The organism is Rhizobium sp. CCGE531, assembly GCF_003627795.1.
Taxonomy (GTDB): Bacteria; Pseudomonadota; Alphaproteobacteria; order Rhizobiales; family Rhizobiaceae; genus Rhizobium.
On the sequence record NZ_CP032686.1, the window covers coordinates 585,730 to 598,522 of the forward strand.

The 12,793-nt window shown below is 59.0% G+C and carries 16 protein-coding genes; 15 read left to right on the plus strand and 1 reads right to left on the minus strand.

All coding sequences use genetic code 11. The features are described 5' to 3' along the window. The first annotated feature begins 76 nt into the window (after positions 1-76). The 10 genes from CCGE531_RS34515 to CCGE531_RS29105 all read left to right on the plus strand — a co-directional run bounded on the left by CCGE531_RS34515 (position 77) and on the right by CCGE531_RS29105 (position 7,681). Positions 77-379 carry a hypothetical protein gene (locus CCGE531_RS34515; RefSeq protein ID WP_162944070.1) on the plus strand — a complete coding sequence of 101 codons (303 nt, stop codon included), beginning with the start codon at positions 77-79 and terminating at the stop codon, positions 377-379. A gap of 187 nt (positions 380-566) precedes the next feature. After that, positions 567-821: a type II toxin-antitoxin system Phd/YefM family antitoxin gene (locus CCGE531_RS29060; RefSeq protein WP_120670285.1), complete on the plus strand. Its 255-nt coding sequence runs from the start codon at positions 567-569 to the stop codon at positions 819-821. After that, entirely contained in the window at positions 818-1,240 is a 423-nt protein-coding gene (locus CCGE531_RS29065) for a type II toxin-antitoxin system VapC family toxin (RefSeq protein ID WP_120670287.1), read from the plus strand. The genes CCGE531_RS29060 and CCGE531_RS29065 overlap by 4 nt, the downstream gene beginning before the upstream one ends. A gap of 422 nt (positions 1,241-1,662) precedes the next feature. Then, positions 1,663-2,118, plus strand: a complete 456-nt coding sequence (locus tag CCGE531_RS29075) for an acetyl-CoA carboxylase biotin carboxyl carrier protein subunit (RefSeq protein WP_120670291.1) — start codon at positions 1,663-1,665, stop codon at positions 2,116-2,118. After that, positions 2,118-3,509 (plus strand): acetyl-CoA carboxylase biotin carboxylase subunit, encoded by a 1,392-nt coding sequence (gene accC / locus CCGE531_RS29080; RefSeq protein ID WP_120670293.1) that lies wholly within the window; start codon positions 2,118-2,120, stop codon positions 3,507-3,509. Before CCGE531_RS29075 ends, accC begins: the two co-directional genes overlap by 1 nt. Further along, positions 3,506-3,934, plus strand: a complete 429-nt coding sequence (locus CCGE531_RS29085; protein WP_120670295.1) for an acetyl-CoA carboxylase — start codon at positions 3,506-3,508, stop codon at positions 3,932-3,934. The genes accC and CCGE531_RS29085 overlap by 4 nt, the downstream gene beginning before the upstream one ends. Further along, positions 3,931-4,638 carry a 5-oxoprolinase subunit PxpB gene (gene pxpB / locus CCGE531_RS29090; protein WP_120670297.1) on the plus strand — a complete coding sequence of 236 codons (708 nt, stop codon included), beginning with the start codon at positions 3,931-3,933 and terminating at the stop codon, positions 4,636-4,638. The genes CCGE531_RS29085 and pxpB overlap by 4 nt, the downstream gene beginning before the upstream one ends. After that, positions 4,635-5,630: a biotin-dependent carboxyltransferase family protein gene (locus CCGE531_RS29095; RefSeq protein ID WP_120670299.1), complete on the plus strand. Its 996-nt coding sequence runs from the start codon at positions 4,635-4,637 to the stop codon at positions 5,628-5,630. Before pxpB ends, CCGE531_RS29095 begins: the two co-directional genes overlap by 4 nt. 31 nt (positions 5,631-5,661) lie before the next feature. Beyond that, positions 5,662-6,429 carry a 5-oxoprolinase subunit PxpA gene (locus CCGE531_RS29100; protein ID WP_120670301.1) on the plus strand — a complete coding sequence of 256 codons (768 nt, stop codon included), beginning with the start codon at positions 5,662-5,664 and terminating at the stop codon, positions 6,427-6,429. 46 nt (positions 6,430-6,475) lie between these two features. Next, on the plus strand, positions 6,476-7,681 hold the full coding sequence (locus CCGE531_RS29105; protein ID WP_120670303.1) for a pyridoxal phosphate-dependent aminotransferase: 1,206 nt from the start codon (positions 6,476-6,478) through the stop codon (positions 7,679-7,681). A gap of 64 nt (positions 7,682-7,745) precedes the next feature. Here CCGE531_RS29105 and nac read toward each other — a convergent pair whose 3' ends face one another. Then, entirely contained in the window at positions 7,746-8,651 is a 906-nt protein-coding gene (gene nac / locus CCGE531_RS29110; protein ID WP_120670305.1) for a nitrogen assimilation transcriptional regulator NAC, read from the minus strand. A gap of 243 nt (positions 8,652-8,894) precedes the next feature. Here nac and CCGE531_RS29115 point away from each other — a divergent pair, with 243 nt between their 5' ends. From CCGE531_RS29115 to CCGE531_RS29135, 5 genes are read left to right on the plus strand one after another with little or no spacing between them, the layout of a single operon-like run. Then, the gene (locus CCGE531_RS29115) at positions 8,895-9,674 is read left to right on the plus strand and encodes an SDR family oxidoreductase (RefSeq protein WP_120670307.1); all 780 of its coding nucleotides are present in this window, start codon (positions 8,895-8,897) and stop codon (positions 9,672-9,674) included. Continuing rightward, positions 9,671-10,378, plus strand: a complete 708-nt coding sequence (locus CCGE531_RS29120) for an amino acid ABC transporter permease (RefSeq protein WP_120670309.1) — start codon at positions 9,671-9,673, stop codon at positions 10,376-10,378. Before CCGE531_RS29115 ends, CCGE531_RS29120 begins: the two co-directional genes overlap by 4 nt. Then, entirely contained in the window at positions 10,375-11,133 is a 759-nt protein-coding gene (locus CCGE531_RS29125) for an amino acid ABC transporter permease (RefSeq protein ID WP_120670310.1), read from the plus strand. Before CCGE531_RS29120 ends, CCGE531_RS29125 begins: the two co-directional genes overlap by 4 nt. Further along, positions 11,130-11,900, plus strand: a complete 771-nt coding sequence (locus CCGE531_RS29130; RefSeq protein WP_120670312.1) for an amino acid ABC transporter ATP-binding protein — start codon at positions 11,130-11,132, stop codon at positions 11,898-11,900. The genes CCGE531_RS29125 and CCGE531_RS29130 overlap by 4 nt, the downstream gene beginning before the upstream one ends. A 31-nt stretch (positions 11,901-11,931) precedes the next feature. Next, entirely contained in the window at positions 11,932-12,768 is an 837-nt protein-coding gene (locus CCGE531_RS29135) for an ABC transporter substrate-binding protein (protein ID WP_120670314.1), read from the plus strand. Positions 12,769-12,793 lie beyond the last annotated feature (25 nt).

Sequence of the window (12,793 nt, forward strand, 5' to 3'; positions counted from 1 at the left end):
AGCTCCTTGATGGTCTTAGAAATCCGCGCAGGCCGGTGGTCATGAAGATCGAGGAGGAGAACACCGGCAGGTTTTGTTGCAGTTCGACATCACGCTTTCGCCGGTCGGACGCCATCAGCGGTTGAGGCCGATTTTTGAGCGATTATCTAATGACACTCTTGCAGAGGCGAAGAGTTACCAAAGCAACAAAATTGCTTGGGCAATATTATCTTATCAGGCGGGCTTGCCAGCGTTCAGTCCGCAATTACCTTTAAGAGAAAACGCAGGACGCAGGTTGGGTACTTCTATTGGAGGAACCGGAATGATGCTGGAAGGGCTCTGTTGCAAAAAAAACGTTGCTGTCCGAAAGAGCGCCGGGGATTTTGAGCGAGACTATTGATGAGCGATTTCATTTTGTCGGTCGAATTGCCGATCAGAAGAGAAGAATGTTGGTTTTCGGTCGGAACGGAGTCAGCTCAGCTTACCATGAAATCAACAGGGTCGTGGGTCCAGGTTCCTTCAACGCGGGCATTGCTTCGCAGCAAACTATAACCTATATGTAGGCATGTTCCTACATGGAGGCTGGTATGAGCATAACAAGTTTATCTAGCCGGGAGTTGAACCACGACGTGAGTAGGGCAAAGAAGGCTGCCAATAAAGGACCTGTAGTTATCACAGATCGTGGGAAGCCGTCCCATGTGTTGATGACCTACAGCGAGTTCGAGCGCTTGACCGGCAAGCGCCGCAATCTTGTCGATGCTCTTTCAATGCCTGGTTTGTCAGCCATCGAGTTCGATCCACCCCGAGCCGAAATTGCACCTCGCGGAGTCGATCTGTCTTGAAGTATCTGCTGGATACAAACGTCGTCTCCGAGCTACGCAAAGTCGGAGACGGTAAAGCTGATCCGAATGTGACGAAGTGGGTCGGTGCTCAAGATTCCAGCGACCTATTCATTTCCGCGATTGCGATTCTGGAACTTGAGCGCGGGATTTTAAGCATCCAGCGTCGAGACGCTTCCCAAGGTTCTCGCCTGCGGGCATGGATGGACAGCCGTGTCCGCCCTGAGTTCGCGGAGCGAGTTCTGTCAATCGATGACGCGATAGCGACGCGCTGTGCTCACTTACATATTCCAGATCGCCGCAACGAAGCCGATGCCTTGATAGCGGCGACCGCGCTGGTTCATGGTTTAACTGTGGTCACACGGAATGTTCAAGACTTCGATGGTACCGGCGTGATCGTCGTCGATCCATGGCGCGAATGACATTCGGCGCGTGGGGACTCGCGAGCCGATGTCTTTTTCGGGGAACTTCTGGGGTCGACTCAGCCACTTTGCCAGGATCGTAAGGGTCGAAGGTTCGTTTCCGTTCAACTGTAAGCTAGATGCTGTGTCCAGCCCGGGCACTGAATGACCGGGTTTCGGGTTCTGCTCTCATCAAGAGCGAAAATTGCCTAACGCGATTATGCTTAAGTCCTTATCTACGCTTACGTACAACTGGAGGTTCAAGTCAGAAAGTTCTCCGATGACGCCTTGCAGCCGGCTATGGCATTGATTGGCCGTCGACGTCATCAAAAGTTCTTTTGACCCCATCGTCAGGGTGATCGTGTACGGAGGAAACCAGCCAAACGCAGTAGTCATTTCTTGAATCGTGTTGCGAGAGGTGTTCCGAAATGCCGAGTTCTCGCATGGACCTGTCGAAGATAAAGACGCTGATCGATTTTGTTGGACGCTCCAACGTTACCGAGCTCTCGGTAACGGAAAAGGACGTCACGGTTCGCATTTTCCGTGCGCCGGATCAGCCTGCCTCAATCGCTTCGGTGCAAGCGCCGGAAGACGTGGTGGCTGCCAACTTGGTCAAATACAGTCGCAACACCACGGCAAATATGCAAGCGTCTACCCCAGCCTCGATCACCTCCGTGACGGCGCCGATCTTCGGTGTTCTGCATCGGGCGTCCGCGCCGGGCCAGGCGCCTTTCGTTAAGGTCGGTGATCTGGTCGAAGAGGGGCAGACGCTTTTCATCATCGAAGCGATGAAGGTCTTCAACAAGATCGCCGCGCCGCGCGCAGGCCGCATCGTGCGTCTCACCGAGGTGAATGGCGGCGAAGTCGAGACCGGCGATGTGCTCGCGGAGATCGCGTGATGGCGGAGGCTCTGGGCGAAGCAGATCAGATGGGGCGACGTTTCGATACGGTTCTGATTGCCAATCGGGGCGAGATTGCTGCGCGAATTCAGCGTGCCTGCCGCGAACTTGGCCTGAAGACGGTGGCGATCTGCTCCGAAGCGGACAGGCAGGCGCCCTACGGCAAGACAGCCGACAGCTTTCTGTGCATCGGTCCTTCGAACGCGGCCAGCAGTTATCTCAACCAGGCTGCGATCCTGCTTGCTGCACATTCAACCGGAGCTGGTGCGATCCATCCCGGCTATGGTTTTTTGTCGGAGAACGCCGCTTTCTCTGAAGCCGTCGAGAAGGCAGGCCTTGTTTTCATTGGCCCTGAGGCGTCCTCGATCGCGACCATGGGGGACAAGATAGCGGCAAAACGGGCGATGATCCTTGCCGGTGTGCCTTGCGTGCCCGGCCCGGACACGTCGCTTCCCGATGATCCGTCTTCCGTCGAGCGCATCGCGCAGGAGATCGGTTATCCCGTGATCATAAAAGCCGCAGGCGGAGGCGGCGGAAGAGGGATGCGGGTGGTTCCCGGGGCTAGCCAGTTGCACGAGGCGATCGCCTTGACGCGCGAGGAGGCCCATCAGGCTTTCGGCTCCCCGGCGCTCTACATGGAGAAATTCCTCCAACATCCGCGCCACATCGAGATCCAGGTGCTTTGCGATACCTACGGCAACGCCATTTGGCTTGGGCATCGCGATTGTTCCATGCAGCGCAGACATCAGAAGGTCGTCGAGGAAGCACCGGCACCCGGGATCTCCGCGGAAATGATCAAGCCGGTCGGCATGGCCTGCGTCGAAGCCTGCAGACAAGTCGGCTATCGTGGTGTTGGGACGTTCGAATTCCTCTACGAGAATGGTGCGTTCTATTTCATCGAAATGAACACACGCCTGCAGGTCGAGCATCCCGTCACCGAGATGACCAGCGGGATCGACATTGTTCAGGCACAGATACAGCTTGCTCAAGGGATTGCCCTGGAAATGGCGCAGGACGATGTGACCTGTATCGGCCATTCGTTCGAATGCCGCATCAATGCGGAGGATCCTGAAAGCTTTCTGCCTTCGGCAGGTACAATCTCCGATCTTGCTCTACCGGAAGGGCCGGGCATCCGAGCCGATACCCATATCCATGCCGGCTATCGGGTTTCGCCCTATTATGACTCGCTGATCGCCAAGCTCATCGTCCATGCGCCCAACCGCACGGAAGCGATGGTGAAAATGCGCGCGGCGCTCGCCGCCGCCCGAATAGAAGGCATTTCCACCAACCTGCCGCTGCTGCGCGCCCTGTTCGACGACGAAGGCTTCACGCGCGGCGGCACGGACATCCACTACCTGGAACAATGGCTTGGGCGTCGGAGGGCGGCATGAGCGCGATCGACGTCAGCGACCCTGCAATCATCGCATTCCTGGCGGATGCATTGACTGCAGCAGGGGTAGACGGTCTGGAAATCTCGCGGCCTGGCAGCAGGCTTCGCATCGTGGTTTCGAAGGCGGCAGGCGCCCAGGTCAGCCTGACGGGAAGCGCACAGCCAGGCTCATCAGCAATACGAACGGTAATAGTCAAAGCGCCGATGGCGGGTCATTTCCAGCCTTTGCCCGCTTCGGATTCCGAGGGGGCCGAGCGCCTGCCCCGTACTGTTGCCGGCGAAGACGTGATCGGCTTCATCCGCATCGGCTCCGTCCTGCTCCCCATCGCCGCTGGCCGGTCCGGTTTGCTGACCAAGCTGCTGGTGGAACCCGATACACTTGCCGGATTTGGTGATCCCCTGTTCGAAATCGAGCCGATATCATGATTGCTACCTCGAACACGCTTACGTCACGTCGTGAAATCGTTCCCGCCGTAAAAGGCTGGGCAAAGGTTTCCTGCATCGGCGCTCGATCTTTCCTGCTCGAAGCGCCGGGCGAATTCGATCTGCCGGCGCAGCGATGGATCTGGGCTCTGGCGCAAACGGTAAAGGGCTGGGCCGATGTCGCGGAAGTGATCCCCGGCATGACTAATCTCCTGGCGATCTTCAAAGAGACGCCTGAGGACCCTGAAGCGGTAGCGGAGCGGCTCCTTGAGGCGTGGAACAACGCTGAGAGCCTCGACCTGTCGGGAAAGATCATCGAAATCCCGGTTCACTACGGCGGCGCCCACGCGATCGATCTTCCCGCCATCTGTGATTTCTGCGGCCTCAGCGACCGCGAGGTGGTGCGCATCCACCATGAAGCGAGCTACCGCGTCTTTGCCTTGGGAAGTGCTCCCGGTTTCGGCTACCTGCATGGTCTTGATCCGCGCATATATATGCCCCGCAAGACGGTTCCGTCACTCAGAATGGAAAAGGGCAGCGTGACGATTGGCGGAATGCAGACGGGCGTTGCGATGCTGACCGGTCCGAACGGGTGGAATTCCCTCGGCCATGCGGAACTGCAGATGTTCGATCCCACCTCAGCGACACCAGCCCTCATGGCGCCTGGCGATACCGTGCGCTTCCTGCCGGCGAGGATCGAGCTATGATCGAGACTATCGAAACCGGCCCATTCAACACCGTCCAGGATCTTGGTCGCCCCGGCTATCGCGATATCGGCGTCACGGCCAGCGGCGCGATGGACCCTCTTGCGGTGAAGATCGGCAATATCCTTGTTGGCAACGACGACGATGCGGCTGCAATAGAGGTTCAGACCTTTCCGTTCAAACTGCGGTTCGAGGCCAGTGCGGTCTTTGCCGTCACGGGCGCGGATGGCAGCCCCACGCTGGACGGACGGGAGTTGCGTTCCTGGTGCACTCACGTTGCCGAGCCGGGTCAGCTCCTGGAGGTAAGGCAGCCGCCCAGGTTAGCGCGCGCCTATATCGTGTTCCGTGGAGGGCTTGATGTGCCGGCCCTCATGGGCTCGCGCAGCACATCCCTGCGCGGTGGCTTCGGCGGCAATGCCGGTCGAGCGCTCGTCAAGGGCGATCAGATTGAATTTGGCACGGCCGCGGATGAGCTCCCCTTGCCGGCTGGTGGTCTTGCCGTCGTCGAGCCGGCGGTGGCGCTACGTGATATCTTTCCAGCTCCGGTCGATGGCGTGCTATCCATCCGTGCGATCGTTGCCGGCGAACATGAGCTGTTCGCCTCGGAAGGCGAGGCCTTCTGGGGCCAGATCTGGCGCATATCATCAAGCAGCGACCGCACCGGTTATCGACTGTCCGGCGAACCCATAAGGCCGATGGCGACGGTCGAGATGCGCTCGCATGGTGTTGTGCCCGGCGTGATCCAGGTTCCGCCTGGCGGCGAGCCGATCATTCAGATGAGCGATGCCAACACCGCCGGCGGCTATCCCAAGATCGCCGGCGTCATCGAATGCGATTTGTGGCGGCTCGGTCAGGCCCGGATCGGGACCCGGCTCCGCTTCCTCCGCTCGACGCATGCCGAGGCGCGTGCGGTGGAGCAGGCTGTTGTCCGCTATGTCGAGGATATCAGGCGGACGTCGCAAATGGTCAAGCGTGCGCTGAGGGCGATGGCCTGACGGCAATTTCAGGGATCCAAGGGAGGACGCGATGAAGATCGATCTGAATTCCGACATGGGCGAAGGTTTCGGTCCTTATCGGCTATGCGATGACGAAGCGATGATGAAGATCGTCTCGTCGGCCAATATCGCCTGTGGTTTTCATGGCGGCGACCCGGAGACGATGGCGCGCATGGTCCGTCTCGCCAAGGAGAATGGCGTGGGTATCGGCGCGCATCCGGGTCTGCCGGATCGCTCTGGTTTCGGGCGGCGCGAGATGCCGCTCCAGCCGGACGAGCTTCGACAGCAGATGCTTTACCAGCTCGGCGCATTGATCGCGATCGCCAAAAGCCATGGCATGAACGTAGGCCATTTCAGCTTCCATGCGGCCATGGGCAATATGGTCAATCGTGATGCTGTTCTCGCCGATCTGATGATGGAGGCCATTTCCACAGTGGCTCCGCATCTTGTCGTGTTTGTCACGCCTGACAGTGAAATCGAGCGAGCGGCAAAACGCGCAAAACTCAAGACGCTGGCGCTGTTTCTGGCCGACCGCGCCTATGATGCCGATGGCAGGCTCGTCGCTCGTGGTCTGCCGGGCGCACTGGTCAAGGACGAGGCTTCGCTTCGGGCGCGGGTGCGCCGTTTCCTGACAGACGGAACTGTCGAGGCGATCGAGGGCTCCATATTTGAAATGCCGGCCCGCTCGATCCTTGTCCACAGTGATACGCCCGGCTCACTTGAACTTGCCCGCATCATCCGCAGCGAAATCGAGGCTTCCGGCGCCACGCTCACGGCTGCGTCCGAGCTTGCGTCCTGATTGTGTCCGACAATCAATTTTTCATTCCCAGCGAAAGATCACGCCAATGCCTTCCACAGCAGATCGTTTGAAGAACGTTTCCATATCCGCTTCCGCCGCCATGACCCAGCGCGCCCGCGAACTGGCCGCCAAGGGCATCAAGGTCGTCAGCCTTTCATCTGGAGAGCCGGATTTCCCGACGCCCAGCCATGCGATCGAGGCAGCGCATGCGGCCGCACTTGGCGGCGATACCAAATATCCGCCGATGGATGGCACGCCGGCGCTGAAGGCCGCGATCAGCCGAAAATTCAAGCGCGACAACAATCTCGATTACGACGCAAGCCAGATAGTCGTTTCGGGCGGCGGCAAGCAGGTGATCTTCAACGCGATGCTCGCCACCTGCAATCCCGGCGATGAGGTCGTCATTCCCACCCCGTCGTGGGTCAGCTACGCCGATATCGTCAAGTTTGCCGGCGGTGTCCCGGTCGCCGTGCCTTGCTTCGAGCAGGCCGGGTTCAAGCTGCGTCCGGAAGACCTTGAGGCAGCGATCACGCCGCGCACCAAATGGCTTCTCCTGAATTTTCCGAACAATCCCACGGGTGCCGCCTGCTCGCGCGCAGACATGACCGCGATCGCTGACGTCATGCTGCGCCATCCGAATGTCTGGATACTGACTGACGATATCTACGAGCACCTGGTCTATGACGGATTCGAATTCTGCACGATTGCCGATGCCGAACCCCGGCTTTACGACCGGGTCCTGACGATGAACGGTGTCTCCAAGGCCTATGCGATGACCGGCTGGCGCTTGGGCTATTGCGCCAGCGGATCGAAGGAATTGATTGCCGCGATTAGCAATGTCAACGGCCAGAACGGCGGCGGCATCGCAACCATCACGCAGGCGGCGGCGCTCGCGGCGCTGGACGGTCCTCAGGATCTCCTGAAGGAGCGGGCGGCAATCTATAGGGAAAGGCGCGATTTCGTTCTCGATCAACTGTCGAAGGTCGAGGGACTGCGCTGCCACAAGCCGGAAGGTGCTTTCTACATCTATCCCAACATGTCCGGCTTGATCGGCAAGACCACCAAGGGCGGACGCAAGATCGAGACCGATGTCGATTTCGTCATGGCGCTCGTGGATGAGCACCAAGTCGCGACTGTCCAGGGTGCCGCCTATGGCATGAGCCCCTATTTTCGCATCTCCTATGCAACAAGCATGGAAAAGCTGGGCGAGGGCTGCGCCCGTATCGCTGAGTTTTGCCGCGACATGCGCTGACGGATGGACGCGCTCTTCCGGCCCGGTTTGCGGGCCGGGAGCCACTGGCGCCTGCCTCTAGGTTTCAGAGTTTCAGCTGCTCGGTCAGTTCGACGAGGATGTCCTTGACCGCAAATGCCGGCTCCGACAGTGAATTCTGATCGGAGGTGCAAAGCGACAGCGTTTCCTCGATGCGCGGCGAGATGAGCCGGCAGACAAGAGGTTCGCTCGATTCCGAAACGATGCGGTCGGCGATCGCCTTCGGCATGATAGTCGTGCCAAGGCCGCAGCCGACGGCGCGCGCCAGGGTTCTAACGATCTCGACTTCGGCCACCACCTTGAGATTGATGCGGCTGCGCGTGAAGGCGGCATCGACGGCCCTGCGCACGAAATTATAAGCGGGCGGCAACAGCATCGGCATCCCATCGAGCGCACTGATGGGCACCGGCTTCTGGTCCGGATCGATCGCGAAATTGCGATGGGCAACGAGATAGAATTCCTCTCTCAGGATCGGCTCGAAACGCACGCCCTTGATCGGCCCTGTGCCGTGGATCAGTGCCATTTCCAGCCGACCGTTCATAATCATCTGGCTGTAGGTCTGTCCGACGCTCTCCGTCAGATGAATCAGAATCCCGGGGTGCCTCTTCCTTGTCTCCGCCAGAAGATCGACCGAAAGCGTGGCGGCGCTGCTGAAGGGCACGAGACCGACCGAGACGCGCCCCGCAAGCGAATTGCCGGCAGCGGCTGCATCGGCCTGGGCCTGTTCCATCTGGCGCAGAATGATCTGCGCATGCCGATAGACCGCATGTCCGGCATCGGTCATGCTGACGCCCTGCTGGCTCCGGATCAGCAGTTTCTGGCCGAAATGCTCCTCGAGCGCCGCCAATTGCTGGCTGAGCGCCGGCTGGGCGAGATGCAGGATATCGGCGGCCCGCGTAATGCTGCCGCTATCGACGATGGCAATGAAGGATTTGAAGCGTCTGATATCCATGGCATCGGGTACTGTTCTGTCGTTGCGGGGCATGTTTGCAGACGCGCATCTGTTTTGCAACGCAAGTCGCTGTCGGAAAACCGTACGGATCGCTGCAAAAGTGACGCGACGACCCTTGGCTGTAGCCGGCTCGCCTGCGGCCAGCCCATCTCCATAAAACTTGCTTATTACTCCAAAAGTAATCGGTCTTAGGCAAGGAGTTGAAGCTTCGCTAATGTCCATGACAACAACAAGGGGGTCAGAATGCCATTCTCCGATTACAAGACCGCGCTGGTCACTGGCGCTTCCTCCGGTATCGGTGCCGCAGTGGTGGAGCGGCTTTGCCGCGAGGGCATAGAGGTGCACGCGATCGCTCGCAGCGCCGGTGCCCTGAAGGAGCTTGCCGAACGCACGGGATGTATCGCGCACGTCATCGATGTAACCGATCGTGCGGCCATTGCCGATCTCGCGAACCAAGTTCAGTTCGACATTCTGGTCAACAATGCGGGCGTCGACCGGCCCAAGAAATTCCTTCAGGCTGACGAAGAGGACATCGATCTCCTCATCGACGTCAATCTTCGCGCCGTGCTGCACATTTGCCGTCTGGTTGTGCCGGGGATGGTTGCTCGCGACCGCGGGCATGTCGTCAACATCTCCTCGATTGCCGGAAACTACAATTTCGGCGGCAATTCCACCTATCATGCCGTCAAGGCTGGCGTCGCCATGCTGTCGAACCAGCTGCGCATCGATGCATTCGGCAAGCGGGTCCGCGTCACCGAGATTTGCCCCGGCCGCGTCGCGACCGACATCTTCAACCACGTCCATGGCGATGACCCGAGCGTGCGCGAACGCTTCATTGACGGGTTCGAGTTGCCGCAGGCGGCCGATATCGCCGATGCGATCGCCTTTGCGATATCGGCGCCGGTCGCAGTCAATATCGGTCATATGGAGATCACCCCGACATTGCAGGCGATGGGCGGCCTGCAGACGGCAAAGCCCGAGACATCCGCCGCCACCTATGATGCGGAAGGTGCGAAACGGTGAGCGGGTTCGATCTGTCGGCCATCCTTAGGAATCCGGATTACGTCGCGATGCTCTTGCGGGGCATCGAGATGACCTTCGTCATCTATGTCGGCTCCTGGATCCTTGCAATGACGCTGGCCATCCTGCTTTTTGCCCTGCGGGTCTCGCCGCTTCGGATCGGCGATCCGATCGTGAAAGCCTACGTCTCCTACCATCGCAACGTGCCGACGCTGGTGCAGCTGATGTTCTGGTATTTCGGGATCTATACGCTGATGCCGCAAGGCGTCACCGACTGGCTTGCCGATCACAATGCCGAGGCGATCTTTGCCATCATAGGCCTGGGATTGTGCCAGGCTGCCTATTTCAGCGAGGATCTGCGCTCAGGCCTACGGTCAGTCAGCCCAGGACAGATGGAAGCGGCCAAAGCACTCGGGCATGGCTACATCTCGGCCATGCGCTTCGTCATCATGCCTCAGGGCGTGCGCAATGCCCTGCCGCCGCTCATCAATCATAGTGTGTCCCTGTTCAAGAACAGCAGTCTCGCGATCGTCGTCGGTGCGTCAGAGCTTACGCATGCCATCAAGGAAATCGACAATGTCAGTTTCCGCACCTTCGAGATCTACCTGATCGGTACGATCATCTATTTGTTCTTCTCCCTCATCATCATGGCCTTCGGCGCATATATCTCCCTGCGCAGCGATCCGGTGCGGAGGGCGCGCGCGTGATCCAGGACATCATCAAGATTATCCATGATTATTGGCTTTTGCTGCTGATCGGCCAGTATCCCAATGGCCCGCTGGGCGGCCTTGCCAATACGCTTATCCTTTCGGCACTCGCCATCGCGCTGGCGTTCCCCGTCAGCATATTGCTTGCCATGGCCCGTCTTTCCAAATGGGCGGCCCTCAGATGGCCCGCAACCGGCCTTGTCTACATCACACGCGGCGTTCCACTGCTGATGTTGATCCTGTGGTGCTATTTCATCGTTCCGCTATGGACGGGTGCGGATGTCCCGAGCTTCCTGATCATGCTGGTAACGCTTGTGATCTATGAGGGCGCGTTCTTAAGCGAGGTCGTACGGGCCGGCATCGTCTCGCTTGGCCAGGGGCAGATGGATGCGGCCAGGGCGCTCGGCCATAGCTACATCGGCGCGATGCGCTTCGTGATCCTGCCGCAGGCGCTCTACAACATGATCCCGAGCATGATCTCGACCTTCGTCTCGACAATCAAGGACACGACGCTCGGCTACATCATTAACGTGCCGGATCTGACTTTCGCGGCAAGCCAGGTGAACAATCAACTTCTGTCGCAACCCTTCCAGGTCTTCTTCATCCTCGCCGTTGTCTACTATGCGCTCTGCTGGAGCCTGACCCATGTCGCAAACAGCGTCGAACGGCGAATTGCCCGCCGGCGAGCCGGGCCACGGAAGATACGCCTGCGCAGCGACGTCGTTCCCCTAAAAACATTCACGGAGCAGCTATGAGCATCCCAGTTTCCGGGCCTAAGGACGGAGCTCAGGAGATCCGTCTTAGCGAGGTCTGCAAGAGCTACGGTCACTACCAGGTGTTGAACAACGTCAATGCCGATGTCAGCCGCGGCGAAGTCGTCGTCATTTGCGGCCCGTCCGGCTCCGGCAAGTCGACCCTGATCCGCACGATCAACCGGCTGGAGGAGATCAATAGCGGTTCGATAGATTTTGAGGGAAAGAATATTCATGCCGCGATGGGCGCCGCCGAGCTCAATCGGTTGCGCAGCCGCATCGGCTTCGTCTTTCAGAATTTCAACTTGTTTCCCCATTTGTCCGTCGTCGACAATGTTTCGATGTCGCCGATCCGGGTCAAGGGCGTGCCGGTGAAAGCGGCGCGCGACAAGGCACTTGCATTGCTTGATCGTGTGGGCCTTGCCGACAAGGCGAATTCCTATCCCGGTCAGCTTTCAGGCGGCCAGCAGCAGCGCGTGGCCATTGCCCGCGCGCTCGCAATGGAGCCACCGGTCATGCTCTTCGACGAGCCAACGAGCGCGCTTGATCCCGAAATGGTCGGCGAAGTGCTCAGCGTCATGAAGAACCTGGCGGCCGAAGGAATGACCATGCTCTGCGTCACCCATGAAATGGGCTTTGCCCGCGACGTGGCCGACCGGATTTGGTTCATCGATGCCGGCGAGATCCTGGAGACCGCGCCTCCAGAAGAGTTTTTCAAGAATCCCCGTCATCCCAGAGCTCAGCGCTTTCTTTCCGATCTGCGCCATTAAGCATCAGAAACCAACAATAAGGAGAACAGCTATGGACTGGAAATGCTTCACCGTGACATTGGCGCTTTCCGGCGTCGCCATTGCCCTGCCGGCCAAGGCGGACCAGCTCGACACCATCATGTCGGCAAAGACACTTCGCTGCGCGACCTATGCCGACGTGCCGCCGTTTTCCTCGCCCGACCCGAAAACCAGGGAAATGGTCGGCTTCGATGTCGATCTGTGCCGGGCGATCGCAAGCGAACTGGGTGTGAAGGCGGAGATCAAGCCGATCTCGGTCGAGGCGCGCGTTCCCGAAGTGAAACTTGGCCGCGTCGACATCACGGTTGCCAATCTTGCCTATACGCTCAGCCGCGCAGAACAGATCCAGTTCAGCGACCCCTATTATATCGCCAAGGAAATGCTGATTGTCCCTGCAGATGACGCAGGCAAGACGAAGACCGATTTCGAAGGCAAGCGTCTCGCCTCGACCAAGGGCTCGACTTCGGAACTGGCGATCAAACTCAACAAGTCCGACCCGTTGACCTTCCAGGATACCGGATCTGCCTATCTCGCCGTTCAGCAGGGCAAGGCGCGCGGCCTCGTCGCCAACACCATGACGACGACGCTGCTCGTCAACGAATCCAAGACAAAGGGCAAGCAGATGCGCATGATCGACGACCCCATGCTGCTGGAACCGGTCGGTATCGGCATGCAAAAGGATCAGCCGGCGCTGACCGCAAAGATCAACGAGATCCTGCATAAGCTCGACAGTGCCGGCGAGATCAACAAGATTTGGGAGAAATGGCTTGGCCCGAACACCGAGTACAAAATGACCCGTACGGAGAAGGTAGTGCCGATCACCGAATTGAAGTTCGACCCGATACCCTGACCATAGGCCGCTTAGTCCGGCCAAT

Bases quoted from the DNA above. Each gene is read 5' to 3' on its own strand.
- CCGE531_RS29135 (WP_120670314.1), top strand. From the start codon at position 11,932: ATGGACTGGAAATGCTTCACCGTGACATTGGCGCTTTCCGGCGTCGCC.
- CCGE531_RS29100 (WP_120670301.1), top strand. From the start codon at position 5,662: ATGAAGATCGATCTGAATTCCGACATGGGCGAAGGTTTCGGTCCTTAT.
- CCGE531_RS29095 (WP_120670299.1), top strand. From the start codon at position 4,635: ATGATCGAGACTATCGAAACCGGCCCATTCAACACCGTCCAGGATCTT.
- accC (WP_120670293.1), top strand. From the start codon at position 2,118: ATGGCGGAGGCTCTGGGCGAAGCAGATCAGATGGGGCGACGTTTCGAT.
- CCGE531_RS29115 (WP_120670307.1), top strand. From the start codon at position 8,895: ATGCCATTCTCCGATTACAAGACCGCGCTGGTCACTGGCGCTTCCTCC.
- nac (WP_120670305.1), bottom strand. From the start codon at position 8,651: ATGGATATCAGACGCTTCAAATCCTTCATTGCCATCGTCGATAGCGGC.
- CCGE531_RS29105 (WP_120670303.1), top strand. From the start codon at position 6,476: ATGCCTTCCACAGCAGATCGTTTGAAGAACGTTTCCATATCCGCTTCC.
- pxpB (WP_120670297.1), top strand. From the start codon at position 3,931: ATGATTGCTACCTCGAACACGCTTACGTCACGTCGTGAAATCGTTCCC.
- CCGE531_RS29085 (WP_120670295.1), top strand. From the start codon at position 3,506: ATGAGCGCGATCGACGTCAGCGACCCTGCAATCATCGCATTCCTGGCG.
- CCGE531_RS29075 (WP_120670291.1), top strand. From the start codon at position 1,663: ATGGACCTGTCGAAGATAAAGACGCTGATCGATTTTGTTGGACGCTCC.
- CCGE531_RS29130 (WP_120670312.1), top strand. From the start codon at position 11,130: ATGAGCATCCCAGTTTCCGGGCCTAAGGACGGAGCTCAGGAGATCCGT.
- CCGE531_RS29060 (WP_120670285.1), top strand. From the start codon at position 567: ATGAGCATAACAAGTTTATCTAGCCGGGAGTTGAACCACGACGTGAGT.